Here is a 14,261-nt window from a genome sequence, read left to right on the forward strand (position 1 = left end):
ATACGGCGGATGTCAGTTACTGCACCAGCAACAGCGCCCCGGACACGAAGGCGAAGATGAGCACGAAACGGCGCAGGCGCGTTTCATCGAGGTAATGGCGCGCCCAGTTGCTGGCTATCACCCCCAGCGCCAAGGGCAGACACAGCGCCAGCACCGGCGAAACCTGTTCGGTATGCAGATGCCCGCCCAGGGCCAACACCACCAGCGAGATCACCTCCCCCACCAGAAAACACAGCGCGACAGACCCCCTCAACGTGGCCACCGGGGAGTGCTGGTACACCAGGGCAAGCGGCGGGCCACCCACCCCAGTGGCGGTTTCGGTGATGCCCGTGATCACCCCCGTCGAAATCAGCGCCCGCCGCCCGGGCACGAACGACGGCGCCATCCAGGTAACCAGGCAGGCGGCGATGGTCGACAAGCCGATAAACACATTGAGTTGCGACAGCGGCAGCCAGAGCAGTATCCAAACACCGCCGAACGTGCCAGCGAACCGCCCCAGGGTTATCCACGAACTGCCTCTGAAATCGATGGCACTGCGCTCGCGCCAGGCGACCGCGGCGTTCAATGGCAACATGAGAATCAGCAGACTCACAGGTAGCGTTTCAGGCGCCAACAAGCCCATCACCGGTGCAACGATCAGCGCGAAGCCCATCCCCGTTGCACCCTGAATGAGCGCACCGCACGCGACGGCGACAGCAATGATGTACAGGGGGTCGAAAGGTAGATTCATTTTCAATCGTTCCAGGTGTGTCATGCCACAGTCGGCAGGGGATGCACTTTATGGATGGGGGCCTGGTGCACGGCGTTTCTGGCCAGTTCATCGACCTGGCGCATTAGCGACCGCGCGTCCCAATCCGTCGGCCACCCCTGCCACAGGCGCACATTGCCCTGCACCACCACCGCCTGGATCTGGTCGCGATTGGCCAGCCTGACCAAGTCCCAGCTGAGGTTCCAGGACGGCAGCAACTCGGGCACCGCCAGGTCCACGAGCAGGAAGTCCGCCGCGTAGCCGGCAGCGATGCGCCCGGTTAGCTTGCCCAGGCCAAGGGCATCGGCGGCGTGGCAGGTGCCCATGTCCAGCCATAGCTGACCACCCCCACACACCGAGTCGCCCACCGGCAAACCATGGGCAAAGCGTTGCGCAGCCTCGGCATGGTCGAGCAAACGGAACCCGTCACCGCGGGTGCCGTCGGTGCCGAGCGCGACAGGAATATTCAGGCAATGCATCAGATGCGCCTGGGCCACTGCATTGCCTTTCCAGGCACTGGCCACCGGGTTGTAACTGACCGCGGCACCGCTGTCGCGCAACAGGCAGATCTCGTTGGGCGTAAGCAGCGTTGCATGGGCAAGCAATGCCCCAGGCCCAAGCGCGCCGGCCCGGTGCAGGTGCTCCAAAGGCCGCACGCCATAGCGTTCGAGCGAGCGCTCGACGGCCACCAGATGCTCGTTGACGTGGCTCTGGAACACCCAGCCCGCTTCATGGCATAGCCGGTACACCGCGCCCAACGTCTTGTCGGTGGCGATCTCCGGGATGGGAATCGCCAGGGACGGTGTGATCAAGGGGTCGTTGGCCCAGGCCGACAGGTGATGCTCAGCCAGCGAAAGCACGTGGCTGGGGTCGAGTACCCGCTCGCCTTCGAGGTCGTTGCAGGTTTTGGCAAGCACGCAACGCATGCCCACTTCACGCACCGCCTGGGCGATGGCCTCGACGCCTTCCTTCGAGCGGGTACCGGCATCGCAGACCGTGGTGAATCCGCCGCGCAGCGATTCGAACGCAGCCAGTTTGCTGGTCAGGTACAACAGGTCGGTATCGAGCGAGCCCTCAAGGGGGATCCAGACACGGCGGAAAATCTCCGAGGGCTCACCAAACACCAAGCCCTTGCCAAAGCTCTGGCTGAGGTGGTGATGGGTGTCGATGAAGCCCGGCATCAACAACTGGTTTTCCAGGCGGCGGACCGTGTGGCCAGGGTAACGGCCTTGCAGTAGCGCCAGCGGGCCAACATCGGCGAAAAGCCCATCGACCACCAGCACGGCCTGATCGCGCCGCGGCCCTTCGGGCAGCAGCAGCCACTCAGGGGCTAACAGTTGACCAGCCGCAATCAGTTGTTCAGGCGAAAGCGCCAAGTGATTGGAAACAGTGCAGTTCATAAGTAAGCCTTGATGTGCGAGTCAGGGGTTGATCAGCTTTGCCTTGGCTTCTGCCGGGGAGGCTTGCGCGCCAGTGCAGTGAAAGAGGAAATTCATGACGGCCGCAGTGAGCGCGCCCATGGCGACGCCATTGCCGAGCAAGCCGGCCAGGCCGCTGGGGAACTGGCTGTAAACGCCGGGGACGAGAATCGGCAGCAAGCCGACGGCCAGTGCGATCGACACCACGTACAGGTTGCCGTGGCTGCGCATGTCCACTTTGCGCAGCATGTCGATGCCCATGGTGCCGACGATGGCGAACACGATCAGGCTGGTACCGCCGACCACGGCCTCAGGCACACCCTCGATCAGCCGCGCCAACGGGGCGAGCACCGCAAACAGCAACAGCAGCACGCCGGACACGGCAGTCACATAGCGTGAGCGCACCTGCGTGGCACGGATTACACCGATGTTTTCGCCGCTGGTGATGATCAGCGAAGTGCCCATGAAGCCACCCAGGATCGACGTCAGGGCATCGGCGCGAATGGTGCGCACCACATCACGGTCTACATCCAGGGGTTTATCCACCGCCTCACTGATGGCCACGGTCTGCCCCGTGGCCTCGACCATCGAAACCAGGCAGAACAGCATCAGCGGGATGGAAGCGAACAAGTCGAAGTGCGGCACGCCGAAGGGCATGAAGGCTGGCAGGCTGAACAGCGGATAAACGCCCGCCGAGTGATCGAATGCGCCCATGGCGACCGCCAGCACACTGCCCCCCAGCAACCCGAGCAAAATCGACAGCTGCGCCAACATCCCGCGCAACAGCCGTGCGCAGACGACCGTGATACCGATGGTGGCAAAGGCCAGCAGCAGCTGCTCAGGCGCAGCAAAGCTGCTGCTGCCGGGTTGGCCGACGATCAACTGGCCCGAGAGCTTGACCAGGTTTACCGCGACCAGCAGCAGCATGGTGCCGACCACTACGGAAGGGAAAAACCGCAGCAGGCGCCGGAACAGCGGCAGCACCAGAAAGTAGAACGCGCCGGTCAGGATTACAGCCCCCGACGCCGTCGCAACGCCGTTTTGCTGGGCGATCAGGATGAACAGCATGATCGGTGCGCCGCCCGGAAGCATGATGAACGGCAGCCGGGCGCCACAGCCTCGCAACCCCAGCGACTGTAAAAGCGTGCCCAAGCCGCAGACCAGAAAGGTAGCGCTCAGCAACTGCAGCGTCAGTTCACCTGAAAAGCCCAACGCAGTGGCCATCAGGAACACCGAGGCAATGGGCGATGCGGCCATCACCAGCACATGCTGGGCGCCGAACATCAACAACTGGCGCCAGGGCAAGCGTTCATCAACAGGGCAAACAAGCTTGTTTTCGTACTTCGGCATATCCCACCTCGAGATGAGCCAGCTGAGCGGCTCACTGAATTATTGTTATTTGGAGCTGGAGGAAGCCGCCTGGAAAATGAAGGCATTTCCCAGACCAAATCGATTTTAATTGTTACCCAAATCGATTTGGGTGAAATCTAGACCCAACCCTTTGCAGTGTCAATGCAGCTTCACCAATGGGCAGCAAGTAGCCGCTGACTACGAGGCAGCGTATAACTGCGGCCATCGCTTAAAGAGCCCTCCAGCCCATGCCCAGCAGCACACCTCGTCGCCTCACCATTGCCGATGTCGCCGACGCCGCGGGCGTTTCGCGCACTACCGTTTCTCACGCACTGAACGACCGCGGCCAGGTCGATCCGGAGACACGGGCACTGGTGAAGGCCGTTGCCGAGCGCCTCGGGTACAGCCCCAACTTGCGCGCTCAGCGCCTGCGTACCGGCCGCGCCAATGCCATCGCCCTGCTCTCTTCGATGCCCTTTGCGGTTGCCGGTGGCTCTTCGCGCCTTGGGTTCCTGATGGAAATTGCCGCGACCGCAACAGAAGCCGCACTGCGCCAGGGCGTGGCGTTGGTCTTGGTGCCCCCGATGGATGAAGCGCAAGCCCTGCTGGGCACCCTGGATATAGACGGTGCAGTGATCATCGAGCCGGTGGCCAATGACCCGCACGTGGCGTGCTTGCGCAAACGCGGCGTAAAAATGGTGTCCATCGGGCGTCAACCCGAGGCGCAAGACGCGCTGCCGTATGTCGACATGCATGGCGAACAGACCGGCGCACTGCTGCTGGAGCACCTGCATCAACAAGGCGCACGGCGCATCGGCCTGCTAATCGGGGTTCAGTCCAGGCATTCCTATCTGGACATGGAGCGGGCCTACCGCGCCTATTGCACGCAGCATGACCAGGTGCCGGCGATTGTCCGGGCAGACGAAGGCGGTGGCGAAGCAGCAGGCGCGGCGGCGTGCCTGGACCTGCTGCAGGCGTACCCCGACATCGACGGTTTGTGTGTGCCGGTAGATGCCTTCGCGGCAGGCGCGGTACGTGCGCTGCGCGATAGCACGCTGAACGTTCCTCGGGACGTAAAGGTGGTCACCCGCTATGACGGCTTGCGCGCGCGCGAATGCTCGCCGCCGCTGACATCGCTGAACATGCACCTGGAAGACGTGGCGGCACTGGCCATCGAACTGCTCTTCGAACACATCAACGGCACTGGGCAGCGCCAGCGCATCGATGCGCCCATGCCAACCCTGGTTCAGCGTGAATCAACCCGGCAATCGTAGCCAGCGCCGCGCCGAGAATGACGCTCGATACATTTTCCATGCCCCGTTGACGTTATTTTCACACCCTCCCCACTAGCGTCACTGCCTCTCCGGCAGCCCGCACATTGGGTTGCCGCCATGGTTCAATGAGGCACACGTGGCAAACACCGCATCCCCATCCACCGCAAAGCGTGTGGACTGGGCCGGCCTGGGCTGGCTCCTGCTGTTCTTCTGGTATTTTTCCGGCGTCACCCAGGCGCTGTTGATGTTCAGCGGCACCACCGGTTTCGCCGGTTTTCGCAACGCATTGTTCCTCAGCACCTTGTGGCTGGTACCCGTGCTGCTGTGGCCCCGTGCAACCCGCGCCACCGCCGCCGTCATCGGCCTGGTGCTGTGGGCTGCCTCGCTGGTTGGCCTGAGCTACTTCGGCATCTATGGCCAGGAATTCTCGCAAAGCGTGATCTTCGTGATGTTCGAGTCGAACACCGCTGAAGCAGGCGAGTACTTCAGCCAATACTTCAACATCTGGCTGATGCTGGGGCTGCTGCTGTACACCGTTGGTGCGGTGCTGCTGTGGAAACGCCTGCGCCCGGTCACCCTGCCCCTGCGCAGCCGCCTGCCGATTGCCGTGCTGCTGCTGGCTGCCAACCTGGTTTTGCCGTTCTACAAGCAGATGGTCACCCAGGAGCGCAATTTCGCCGATGCCGCGGAGAAAGTGCAGCAACGCATGGAGCCTGCCGTACCGTGGCAGCTGGTGGTCGGCTACCGGCAATATCGCCAGCAGCTGGACAACATGCAGACTCTGCTGGCCCAGAACGCCTCCCTGCCACCGCTGCAAAACCTGCAGGACAGCAGCGGTGATGCGCCGCGCACCTTGGTGCTGGTGCTGGGCGAGTCCACCACCCGCGAGCACATGCACCTGTACGGCTACAACCGCGACACCACGCCCAACCTCGACGCACTGGCCGCCAGCGACAAGAGCCTGACCGTGTTTCGCGACGTGGTATCGCCGCGCCCCTACACCATCGAAGTGATGCAGCAGATCCTCACCTTCGGTAACGAGCAGCACCCCGACCGCTTCCTCACCGACCCGTCGCTGATCAACCTGATGAAGCAGGCCGGCTACAAGACCTTCTGGATCACCAACCAGCAGACCATGACCAAACGCAACACCATGCTCACCACCTTCTCGCAGCAGACCGACGCGCCGGTGTACCTGAACAACCAGCGCAGCCAGAATGCCAGCCAGTATGACGACGTGGTGCTGGCACCGTTCGACAAGGCCCTGCAGGACCCGGCGCAAAAGAAGTTGATCATCGTGCACCTGCTGGGCACGCACATGGATTACCGCTACCGGTACCCGGACAACTACCAGCATTTCACCGACCGCCAGGGCGTGCCGTCCGCACTGAATGACGAGCAGGTGAAAACCTACAACTTCTACGACAATGCGGTGCGCTACAACGACTACGTGGTGTCGAGCCTGATCAAGCGTTATTCGGCGACCACCCCCAACGGCTTTTTGCTGTACCTGTCCGACCATGGCGAAGACGTTTACAGCTCCGGCAAGCACGACCGCCTGGGCCGCAACGAAGGCGCCCCGACCCGGCCGATGTACACCATCCCGTTCCTGTTGTGGACCTCACCCAGCTGGCAAGCCGCCCACCCTCGCGACCTGCAGGCCATGGCCAACCGACCGTACAGCAGCTCGCACCTGATCCACACGCTGTCGGACCTGGCGGGGCTCAGTTATGACCGCTACGAGCCGGCGAAAAGCCTGGTGAACCCACTGTTTGTGGTGGCGCCGCGCTGGATCGGCGACCCGTATCGCCAGGATGGGCTGCATGAGTTTGATTTGCTGCCGATGGACAAGGCGCAGCGGGTGCAGGAGACCGCCGCGAACGGCAAGGCCGTACCAAGCAAGATGTGACACAGCTAGTATGTCGGCCCCTGCCCGATGGGCGGGCGGACGCCGGCCACTCGTGGTAACTAGGGCAACTTTTTTTGAAGGCTGATCCGGGCGGGGCACAGTACCGCGCCATCGGCCTTTTTCCCTTGTTCTGATGGTTGCCGTAGACCCGAATGTCTCTAGACATCCGCTTCTCGCCGGCAAGCCGGCTCCCTCAGAAATATCACCAGTCTCCGGGCCTGCGCGGTACCTGTGGGAGCCGGGCTTGCCGGCGATGGGCCGCGAAGCGGCCCCGGCATTCGGATGTCCACTATGGGCCGAAATAGGTCAGTGGTGACCGGCTGCTTTCGACCCGAAGCGGTCCCTACATGCCCTGGGGTTAGTGCGGTGTTCGGATGTGTTCGCCTTTAAATCTTCAGCGCCTATGAGATCGAGCGCCGCCCGCGCGGCGCATCGCGGATAAATCCGCTCCTACGTTTGTTTCAGGCCAGTAACGTCAGTGACAGACGCGCGCGAACCCTTGTTTGTACGACTCGATATTGCGTCATGCACCAAGGCGGTCGCGCGCACCCCTCCGACATAATTGGCCAAAAACAAATGTAGGAGCGGATTTATCCGCGATGCGCCGCGCGGGCGGCGCTCGATCTCATAGGCGCAGACGATGTCATGGCGAACGTCCGCAATGGGTCGAAAGCTATGGTTTGCCCCATTTTTTGCCCCATCTGCTCAAGAGCGCCTGTCGCAAATTTGACCAATGCAATCTGATCTCTGAGCGAGATTGCTGCGATATGTGCGCTCAGAGTTGAGAGGGTTTCGCCTGTATTGGGGCTGCTGCGCAGCCCATCGCAGGCAAGCCAGCTCCTACAGGTGCAGCGTAGCGTTTGAAATTTATGCTTCCGACGCTGGTGCTGGTGCTGGTTGCCAACGATGGAATGTAGTGTGGAATGGCGTGTAGGGCCTCATGTCGCCCCAACAGCATTCGAAGGACGTGTTTCCGGACGAACCGCGATCTCTCTTGGTAAACTAGCTGCCTTCTCTCCTCAAGCGAACAGGGCCTGTGTAGAAGGCTTAACAATCTGCCCTGCGTGCGCTGCCCGTTGCCACGGGCATTTGCTACACGTTGCAGCCCGGTTGCTACATCGCAGCCTTCGCTTGCTGAAATCACCCTGAAAACCCCGAATCCGGTATGAAACACGTTGAACGAAATGACTGCAAAATCAGGCTCTAACCCAGTTGCGACAAGGCCTGAGCCGTCGCGCCGGTTCTCCGTTGCCCCCATGATGGACTGGACCGACCGCCACTGTCGCTTCTTCCTGCGCCTGCTCTCCAAGCACACGCTGCTCTACACCGAAATGGTCACCACCGGCGCCCTGCTGCACAACGACGCCCACCGTTTCCTCCGCCATGACGTCTCCGAGCACCCGCTGGCGCTGCAACTGGGCGGCAGCGTGCCGGCCGACCTGGCCGCGTGTGCGCGCCTGGCGGAGGATGCGGGTTATGACGAGGTCAACCTGAATGTCGGCTGCCCGAGCGACCGGGTGCAGAACAACATGATCGGCGCCTGCCTGATGGCCCACCCCGTGTTGGTTGCCGATTGCGTCAAGGCCATGCGTGATGCCGTGTCGACGCCGATCACCGTGAAGCACCGCATCGGCATCAATGGCCGTGACAGCTATGCCGAGTTGTGTGATTTCGTGGGTACGGTGCGCGAGGCGGGCTGCCGCAGCTTTACCGTGCATGCGCGGATCGCGATTCTCGAAGGGCTGTCGCCGAAGGAAAACCGTGAGATTCCGCCGCTGCGTTACGACGTGGCCGCGCAATTGAAAGCGGACTTCCCGGACCTGGAGATTGTGCTCAACGGCGGCATCAAGACCTTGGAAGAATGCCAGGCGCATCTTCAGACGTTCGATGGCGTGATGATGGGGCGCGAGGCGTACCACAACTCGTATGTGCTGGCTGAGGTGGATCAGCTGCTGTTTGGCAGTGATGCGCCGGTGGTCAGCCGTAGCGAGGCGATGGCGCGGTTGCGGCCTTATATCGTGGCGCATATGGAAAGTGGCGGTGCGATGCATCACGTCACCCGGCATATTCTGGGGTTGGGCCAGGGCTTCAAGGGGGCGCGGCGGTTCCGGCAATTGCTGTCGGCGGATATTCACAAGGCGTCGGAGCCACTGGTGGTGTTTGACCAAGCGGCGGAGTTGTTGCAGGGGCGGTAAGGTGGTCTGGCGGGCCTATCGCCGGCAAGCCGGCTCCCACAGGGACCGCGCTGTTCTTTGTGGGGAACCTCGTGCTGGCTGGTGACTCGAATCATCACCTTCGACAATTCGCCACCGCCCCAATGGCCCCTTGAGCGGCCGTCGGGGCTCGGGTAATGTCGAGACATCGCACAGGACAGAGCACGCCATGACTTCCAAGCTGGAACAACTCAAGCAGTTCACCACCGTTGTCGCCGACACCGGGGACCTGGACGCCATCACCCGCCTCAAGCCGGTGGATGCCACCACCAACCCGTCGTTGTTGCTCAAAGCTGCCGCCATCCCGGGCTATGCCGAGCTGCTCAAGCAGGTCAAAGGCGACGCCAAGGGCGATGTCGACCTGGCCTGCGACAAGTTCGCCGTGGCCGTGGGCGCGGGTATCCTCAAGGCGATCCCGGGGCGTATCTCCACGGAAGTGGATGCTCGCCTGTCGTTCGATGAGCCGGCACTGCTGAACAAGGCCCGCCAGCTGATCGGGCTGTATGAAGCGGCTGGGGTGCCCAAAGATCGCGTGCTGATCAAGCTGGCCTCCACCTGGGAAGGCATCCGTGCTGCCGAGAAGCTCGAGAAGGAAGGCATCCAGACCAACCTGACCCTGCTGTTCTCGTTCGCCCAGGCACAAGCCTGCGCCGATGCCGGGGTGTTCCTGATTTCGCCGTTCGTGGGCCGTATCTACGACTGGTACAAGAAAAGCACCGGCCAGGAATATGTCGGCGCCGAGGACCCGGGCGTGCAGTCCGTCACGCGCATCTACAACTATTACAAGGCCAACGGTTACGACACCGTGGTCATGGGCGCCAGCTTCCGCAATATCGGCCAGATCGAGCAACTGGCCGGCTGCGATCGCCTGACCATCAGCCCGGAGCTGCTGCAGCAATTGAGCGATGACCAGGGCGAGTTGCCGCGCGCACTCAAGCCGGGCAATGCCGGCGAGGCCAAGCAGGTGCTGAGCGAAAGCCAGTTCCGCTGGGCAATGAACGAAGATGCAATGGGCACCGAGAAGCTGGCCGAGGGCATTCGCCAGTTTGCGCGCGACCAGGAGAAACTGGAAAAGCTGATGGCTGACAAAGCCTGACACAAATCTGGTTTGCCAGGCGGGCGGGAAATGTTCAGCATTTTCCGCCCGTTTTGCTTCACTCCCGCCGAAACGGGCCTTTCAGACACCAGAGCTGTTGATGACCCTCACCTCCTTGCCCCTCGTTCTCGCCGGCCCGGTACTGCGCCGCCTGGAGCCCCAGCGCCTGGCCATCTGGCTAGTCGGCAGCCAACCGTTGCAACCCGAGTTCATCATGGATGGCGCGGCCAAGGTGGGGTGCCAGGTCATTCCGATCGGCCAGCAGGCTTTTATTCACCTGCTGGACATCCATTTCGACCAACCCCTGCCCTGTAACGTCGCCATCGAGTACGACCTGCTGGTCAACGACCAGGGCATCGCCGACTGGGCGCCACACCTGCTCTACCCTGGCACCCAGCGGCCGAGCCTGGTGCTGCGCGATCGCCTGGAGCAACTGCTGCACGGCTCGTGCCGCAAACCCCATCACCCAGCCGCCGACGGCCTGCTGTGCGCCGACCGTTTGCTGGCAGCCTGCAAGCCTGAAGCGCGCCCTGCTGTGCTGCTGATGACCGGCGATCAGGTTTATGCCGATGACGTTGCCGGCCCGATGTTGCGGGCCATTCATTCGCTGACCGAGCGCCTCGGCCTGTTCGATGAGCAGCTGGAAGGCGCTGTCGTCGCCGACAGCCAGTCGCTCTACCAGCACCCTGCCAGCTATTACCACCGCGCCGACCTGCTGCCCGCCCAGGAACGCAACGAAACCTTGCGCGAGCGCTTCTTTGGCGGCAAGCGCAAACCGATATTCTCCTCCAGCAATGCCGACAACCACCTCGTGACCTTCGCCGAGGTCATGGCCATGTACCTGCTGGTGTGGTCGCCCGTGCCCTGGCAACTGGTCAGCCTGCAGATGCCCGCAGGCCTCGCCGAGCCGCACCAGGCGCGCTACCGCGCAGAACTGCCGTTGATCGAGGCGTTTGCCGCCAACCTGGGCCAGGTGGCGCGGGTAATGGCCCACCTGCCCTGCCTGATGATCTTCGACGATCACGACATCACCGACGATTGGAACCTCTCGGCGCAATGGGAAGAAACCGCCTATGGCCACCCCTTCTCGCGGCGGATCATCGGCAATGCCCTGCTCGGTTACCTGCTGTGCCAGGCCTGGGGCAACGACCCGGATAGCTGCACGGCCCTGGCCGAGCAGTACCAGGCGCTCGCCCGCCCGCAGCTGGACCGCCAGGCGCAAGACCAACTGATCGGTGACCTGCTGCGCTTCCAGGGCTGGCAGTTCAGCCTGCCCAGCAACCCGCCGCTGCTGGTGCTGGACACGCGCACGCGCCGCTGGCGCAGCGAGAGCGACCTGGCCAAACCTTCAGGCCTGCTCGACTGGGAGGCGCTGAGCGAGCTGCAGCAAGCGTTGCTCGACCACCCTTCGGCGATCATCGTGTCACCGGCGCCGATCTTCGGGGTCAAGCTGATCGAAACGGTACAAAAGCTGTTCAGCTGGCTGGGATACCCGCTACTGGTGGATGCCGAAAACTGGATGGCCCACCGCGGCGCCGCCCAGGTGATCCTGAACATTTTCCGCCATTCGCGCACGCCCGGGCATTACGTGGTGCTGTCGGGCGATGTGCACTACTCGTTCGTCTACGAGGTGTTGATTCGCCATCGCCAGCGCAGCCCGCACTTGTGGCAGGTCACCAGCAGCGGGATCAAGAATGAATTCCCGCGACGGCTGCTGGATGTGCTCGACCGGCTCAACCGCTGGCTGTATTCGCCGCGCTCACCGCTGAACTGGTTTACCCGGCGACGGGAAATGGAGGTGGTGCCGCGGACCCCTAGCCATAGCAAGGCCGGGGAGCGGTTGTGGAACAGTGCGGGGTTGGGGCAGGTGTTTTTTGATGAACAGGGGCGGCCGGCGCGGGTGTTTCAGCTGAATGCTGATGGCGCTGAGGCGACGGAGTTTGCGCGGCGGGAGTGATTGGGCGGGGGTACTTTACAGGGCTTGCCGGCCTCTTCGCGGGGCAAGCCCGCTCCCACAAACTGGACTGGCCCCCAAGGGTTGGATTGGTGTCGGACAGTCCAAACCCGTGGCTCCTGTGGGAGCGGGCTTGCCCCGCGAAGAGGCCCTTGCGAACGAACAATCAGGACCGCTCTAGCGCACTCACCAGGTCATGGAAGGCTTCACGGTTGGAGTCATTCAAGCCCATGAGAATCTTGTGCGCCTCCAGCACCTTGGAACGCACCACGTCTTCGTTCTGATCTTGCGAAGGCAGGTCGGTCAGGCACTCCGGGCATGGCACTGGGCGGTCGACGATGTTGAACACCTGGTCGAACCCCATGGATTGCAGCAGTCGCGAAATATCCGGGTTGGTGGTGACCACAGTCGGCAGCAGGCCGACTTTCTGCCGCGACAGAATCGACAGCTTCGCCAGCAGGCCCAGCGTGGTGCTGTCGATGCTTTCGGTTTCCGTCAGGTCGATGACGATGGCCGAGAAATTCAACGCGGTGAAGATTTTCTCGATCGTCGCATCCAGCGCCGAACACAGCGTCAGGCGCACTTCACCGACGAACTTCAGAACGAAGGTACCACTCTGCTCGGCGAACTGGATTCTACCGGTACTCATTGAAGGTTCCTGCTCAACACCATTAGGGCGATATCATCCGGCATCTCCCCAAGCGTAGCCAATCCAAATCGTTGGCGCAGCCCATCCAGGCTGCCACCCGCTGCCTTGACGATTTCCGGCAAGGCGGCCTCTTTATCTTTGAGCGTGTCACCTGGCAAAAGGTCCAGGATGCCATCGGACATCAGGCTCAGGCTGAATTGCGGCGGCAGCTCCATGACCAGGTCCTGGTAGGTGGCTTCGTCGAACAAACCCACCGGCAGGCCACGGCCTTCCAGGTAGCGGGCCTGGCCCGGGGTATACAGCACCGGCAGCGGCAGGTGGCCGCCAACGGCGTAGGTCAGCAGGCCGGTGTCTTCGTCGATTACCCCGCCAACCATGGTCACGTGCTTGCCCAGCTTGGAGTTGATCAAGCCACGGTTGATATGGCTGAGCACTTCCGACGGTTTGAATTCGCGCAATTTGCTGTTGCGCTTGAATTCGAACATCAGCCGGGTGGTCATGAATTTCAGCAACACGGTGACGAATGCCGATGACGCGCCATGCCCGGAGACATCGGCCAGATAAAACGCAATGCGCCGATCATCCACACGAAAATAGTCGGTGAAGTCGCCAGACAGGTACAGCGACGGGATGATCTGATGCTCGAAGGCGAACTCCCCGACAGCCCAGGGGCTCTCTGGCAGCATGTTCATCTGCACCTGCCGACCGGCGGTCTGGTCCTCCTGCAACAGGTGCAGGCTGGCCTCCAGCTCGCGGTTGGCCGCTTCGAGCTTGTCGCGGTAACGCTGGTTTTCCACCACCAGGCGCGAACGGTCGAGCGCTCGGCGCACCGAGTGCTCGAGCACGGCAAGGTCTTCCAGCGGCTTGATCAGGTAGTCCGCCGCGCCAAGGCGCAAGGCCTCGACCGCGTCGCTCATCACGCCGGCCCCCGATACCACGATCACCGGCAACTGCGGGGCGCGCTCGCTGACCTGGCGGATCAGTTCGAGGCCGCCCATCTGCGGCATGCGCAGATCGCAGATCACGAGGTCGGGCTGGTGTTCTTCAAAGACCTGGAGCCCCTGCTGGCCATTACTGGCCTGGAGGACGCTGAAGCCACTGTCTTCCAGATAGGCGGCGAGGCTCGCACGGACCACGTCGTCATCATCGATGATCAGCAGCGTTGCACTGATTTTCTGCATGTGGGCGAACGGCGCCGATTTGGGTTGGTGCAGGGGCGTCTGCAAGGCTGACATCCGGCTGCTGGAATACTCTGTGGTAACACTCTACTTGAGTTGTAGGCCAAGAAGGCGGCCCAGGCAACCGGCAGAGGTACCTTGTAAGGCGCAGACGGTACTCCCATCCGCCAGGCGTTTCAAGCATGCGTGGGTCGAGTTCGATGCTCTTTGCAGGCGAAATCACCGGGAGTTATAAGAAAGGTGACCTGTGTAACCCAATGAGCAGGATGCCGGACGCCAGCGAAGCCCTCAAATCGATGAGAAACGCGGCTTCATCCGCATGCGCATCCTCGCCATGCATTGATCTGTGTCTAGTCCTGAAATAGGTTTACATCTGTTCAGGTAGGCCGACAGGCCTCAAAACGCCCGATGCACAGCATCGGGCGTTTTGTTTTTCAGGGCCATATGAGGCCGTTCTGTGTTGTAGATCTGC

10 protein-coding genes are annotated in these 14,261 nt (G+C 62.1%); 5 read left to right on the forward strand and 5 right to left on the reverse strand.

The annotated features are described in order from the left end of the window. Positions 1-16: 16 nt before the first annotated feature. Genes ABEH27_RS23250 through ABEH27_RS23260 form a run of 3 tightly spaced genes read right to left on the reverse strand, consistent with a single transcriptional unit; the run spans position 17 to position 3,516 of the window. Positions 17-730, reverse strand: a complete 714-nt coding sequence (locus ABEH27_RS23250) for a sulfite exporter TauE/SafE family protein (protein WP_346615816.1) — start codon at positions 728-730, stop codon at positions 17-19. 20 nt (positions 731-750) lie between these two features. Further along, positions 751-2,148 (reverse strand): amidohydrolase family protein, encoded by a 1,398-nt coding sequence (locus tag ABEH27_RS23255; protein ID WP_346615817.1) that lies wholly within the window; start codon positions 2,146-2,148, stop codon positions 751-753. A 21-nt stretch (positions 2,149-2,169) separates the two neighbouring features. Further along, on the reverse strand, positions 2,170-3,516 hold the full coding sequence (locus ABEH27_RS23260; protein WP_346615818.1) for a uracil-xanthine permease family protein: 1,347 nt from the start codon (positions 3,514-3,516) through the stop codon (positions 2,170-2,172). A gap of 248 nt (positions 3,517-3,764) precedes the next feature. On the opposite strand from ABEH27_RS23260, the gene ABEH27_RS23265 reads away from it, so the two are divergent. The 5 genes from ABEH27_RS23265 (at position 3,765) to ABEH27_RS23285 (ending at position 11,965) form a co-directional block, all read left to right on the forward strand. After that, positions 3,765-4,790: a LacI family DNA-binding transcriptional regulator gene (locus ABEH27_RS23265; RefSeq protein ID WP_346615819.1), complete on the forward strand. Its 1,026-nt coding sequence runs from the start codon at positions 3,765-3,767 to the stop codon at positions 4,788-4,790. A gap of 136 nt (positions 4,791-4,926) precedes the next feature. Beyond that, the gene (locus ABEH27_RS23270) at positions 4,927-6,699 is read left to right on the forward strand and encodes a phosphoethanolamine transferase CptA (protein ID WP_346615820.1); all 1,773 of its coding nucleotides are present in this window, start codon (positions 4,927-4,929) and stop codon (positions 6,697-6,699) included. A 1,184-nt stretch (positions 6,700-7,883) separates the two neighbouring features. Further along, a complete protein-coding gene (gene dusA, locus ABEH27_RS23275) occupies positions 7,884-8,894 on the forward strand; it encodes a tRNA dihydrouridine(20/20a) synthase DusA (protein ID WP_346615821.1) in 1,011 nt (336 codons plus the stop codon). A gap of 187 nt (positions 8,895-9,081) precedes the next feature. Next, positions 9,082-10,008, forward strand: a complete 927-nt coding sequence (tal, locus tag ABEH27_RS23280; protein WP_346615822.1) for a transaldolase — start codon at positions 9,082-9,084, stop codon at positions 10,006-10,008. Positions 10,009-10,108: 100 nt separating this feature from the next. Further along, positions 10,109-11,965, forward strand: coding sequence for an alkaline phosphatase D family protein (locus tag ABEH27_RS23285; RefSeq protein ID WP_346615823.1), 1,857 nt, complete (start codon positions 10,109-10,111; stop codon positions 11,963-11,965). 163 nt (positions 11,966-12,128) lie between these two features. On the opposite strand, the gene rssC is transcribed toward ABEH27_RS23285, so the two are convergent. Together rssC and rssB are read right to left on the reverse strand one after the other, a co-directional pair. Next, positions 12,129-12,611, reverse strand: coding sequence for an anti-sigma factor antagonist RssC (gene rssC, locus ABEH27_RS23290; RefSeq protein WP_186555062.1), 483 nt, complete (start codon positions 12,609-12,611; stop codon positions 12,129-12,131). Further along, positions 12,608-13,792 (reverse strand): two-component system response regulator RssB, encoded by a 1,185-nt coding sequence (gene rssB, locus ABEH27_RS23295; RefSeq protein WP_346615824.1) that lies wholly within the window; start codon positions 13,790-13,792, stop codon positions 12,608-12,610. Before rssB ends, rssC begins: the two co-directional genes overlap by 4 nt. Between the last annotated feature and the right edge of the window lie 469 nt (positions 13,793-14,261).

The organism is Pseudomonas sp. P39-UII1 (assembly GCF_039672635.1).
Lineage (GTDB): Bacteria > Pseudomonadota > Gammaproteobacteria > Pseudomonadales > Pseudomonadaceae > Aquipseudomonas.

Coding starts and splice junctions, on each gene's coding strand:
- ABEH27_RS23265 (WP_346615819.1), top strand. CDS start 3,765: ATGCCCAGCAGCACACCTCGTCGCCTCACCATTGCCGATGTCGCCGAC.
- rssC (WP_186555062.1), bottom strand. CDS start 12,611: ATGAGTACCGGTAGAATCCAGTTCGCCGAGCAGAGTGGTACCTTCGTT.
- ABEH27_RS23250 (WP_346615816.1), bottom strand. CDS start 730: ATGAATCTACCTTTCGACCCCCTGTACATCATTGCTGTCGCCGTCGCG.
- rssB (WP_346615824.1), bottom strand. CDS start 13,792: ATGCAGAAAATCAGTGCAACGCTGCTGATCATCGATGATGACGACGTG.
- dusA (WP_346615821.1), top strand. CDS start 7,884: ATGACTGCAAAATCAGGCTCTAACCCAGTTGCGACAAGGCCTGAGCCG.
- ABEH27_RS23260 (WP_346615818.1), bottom strand. CDS start 3,516: ATGCCGAAGTACGAAAACAAGCTTGTTTGCCCTGTTGATGAACGCTTG.
- tal (WP_346615822.1), top strand. CDS start 9,082: ATGACTTCCAAGCTGGAACAACTCAAGCAGTTCACCACCGTTGTCGCC.
- ABEH27_RS23285 (WP_346615823.1), top strand. CDS start 10,109: ATGACCCTCACCTCCTTGCCCCTCGTTCTCGCCGGCCCGGTACTGCGC.
- ABEH27_RS23255 (WP_346615817.1), bottom strand. CDS start 2,148: ATGAACTGCACTGTTTCCAATCACTTGGCGCTTTCGCCTGAACAACTG.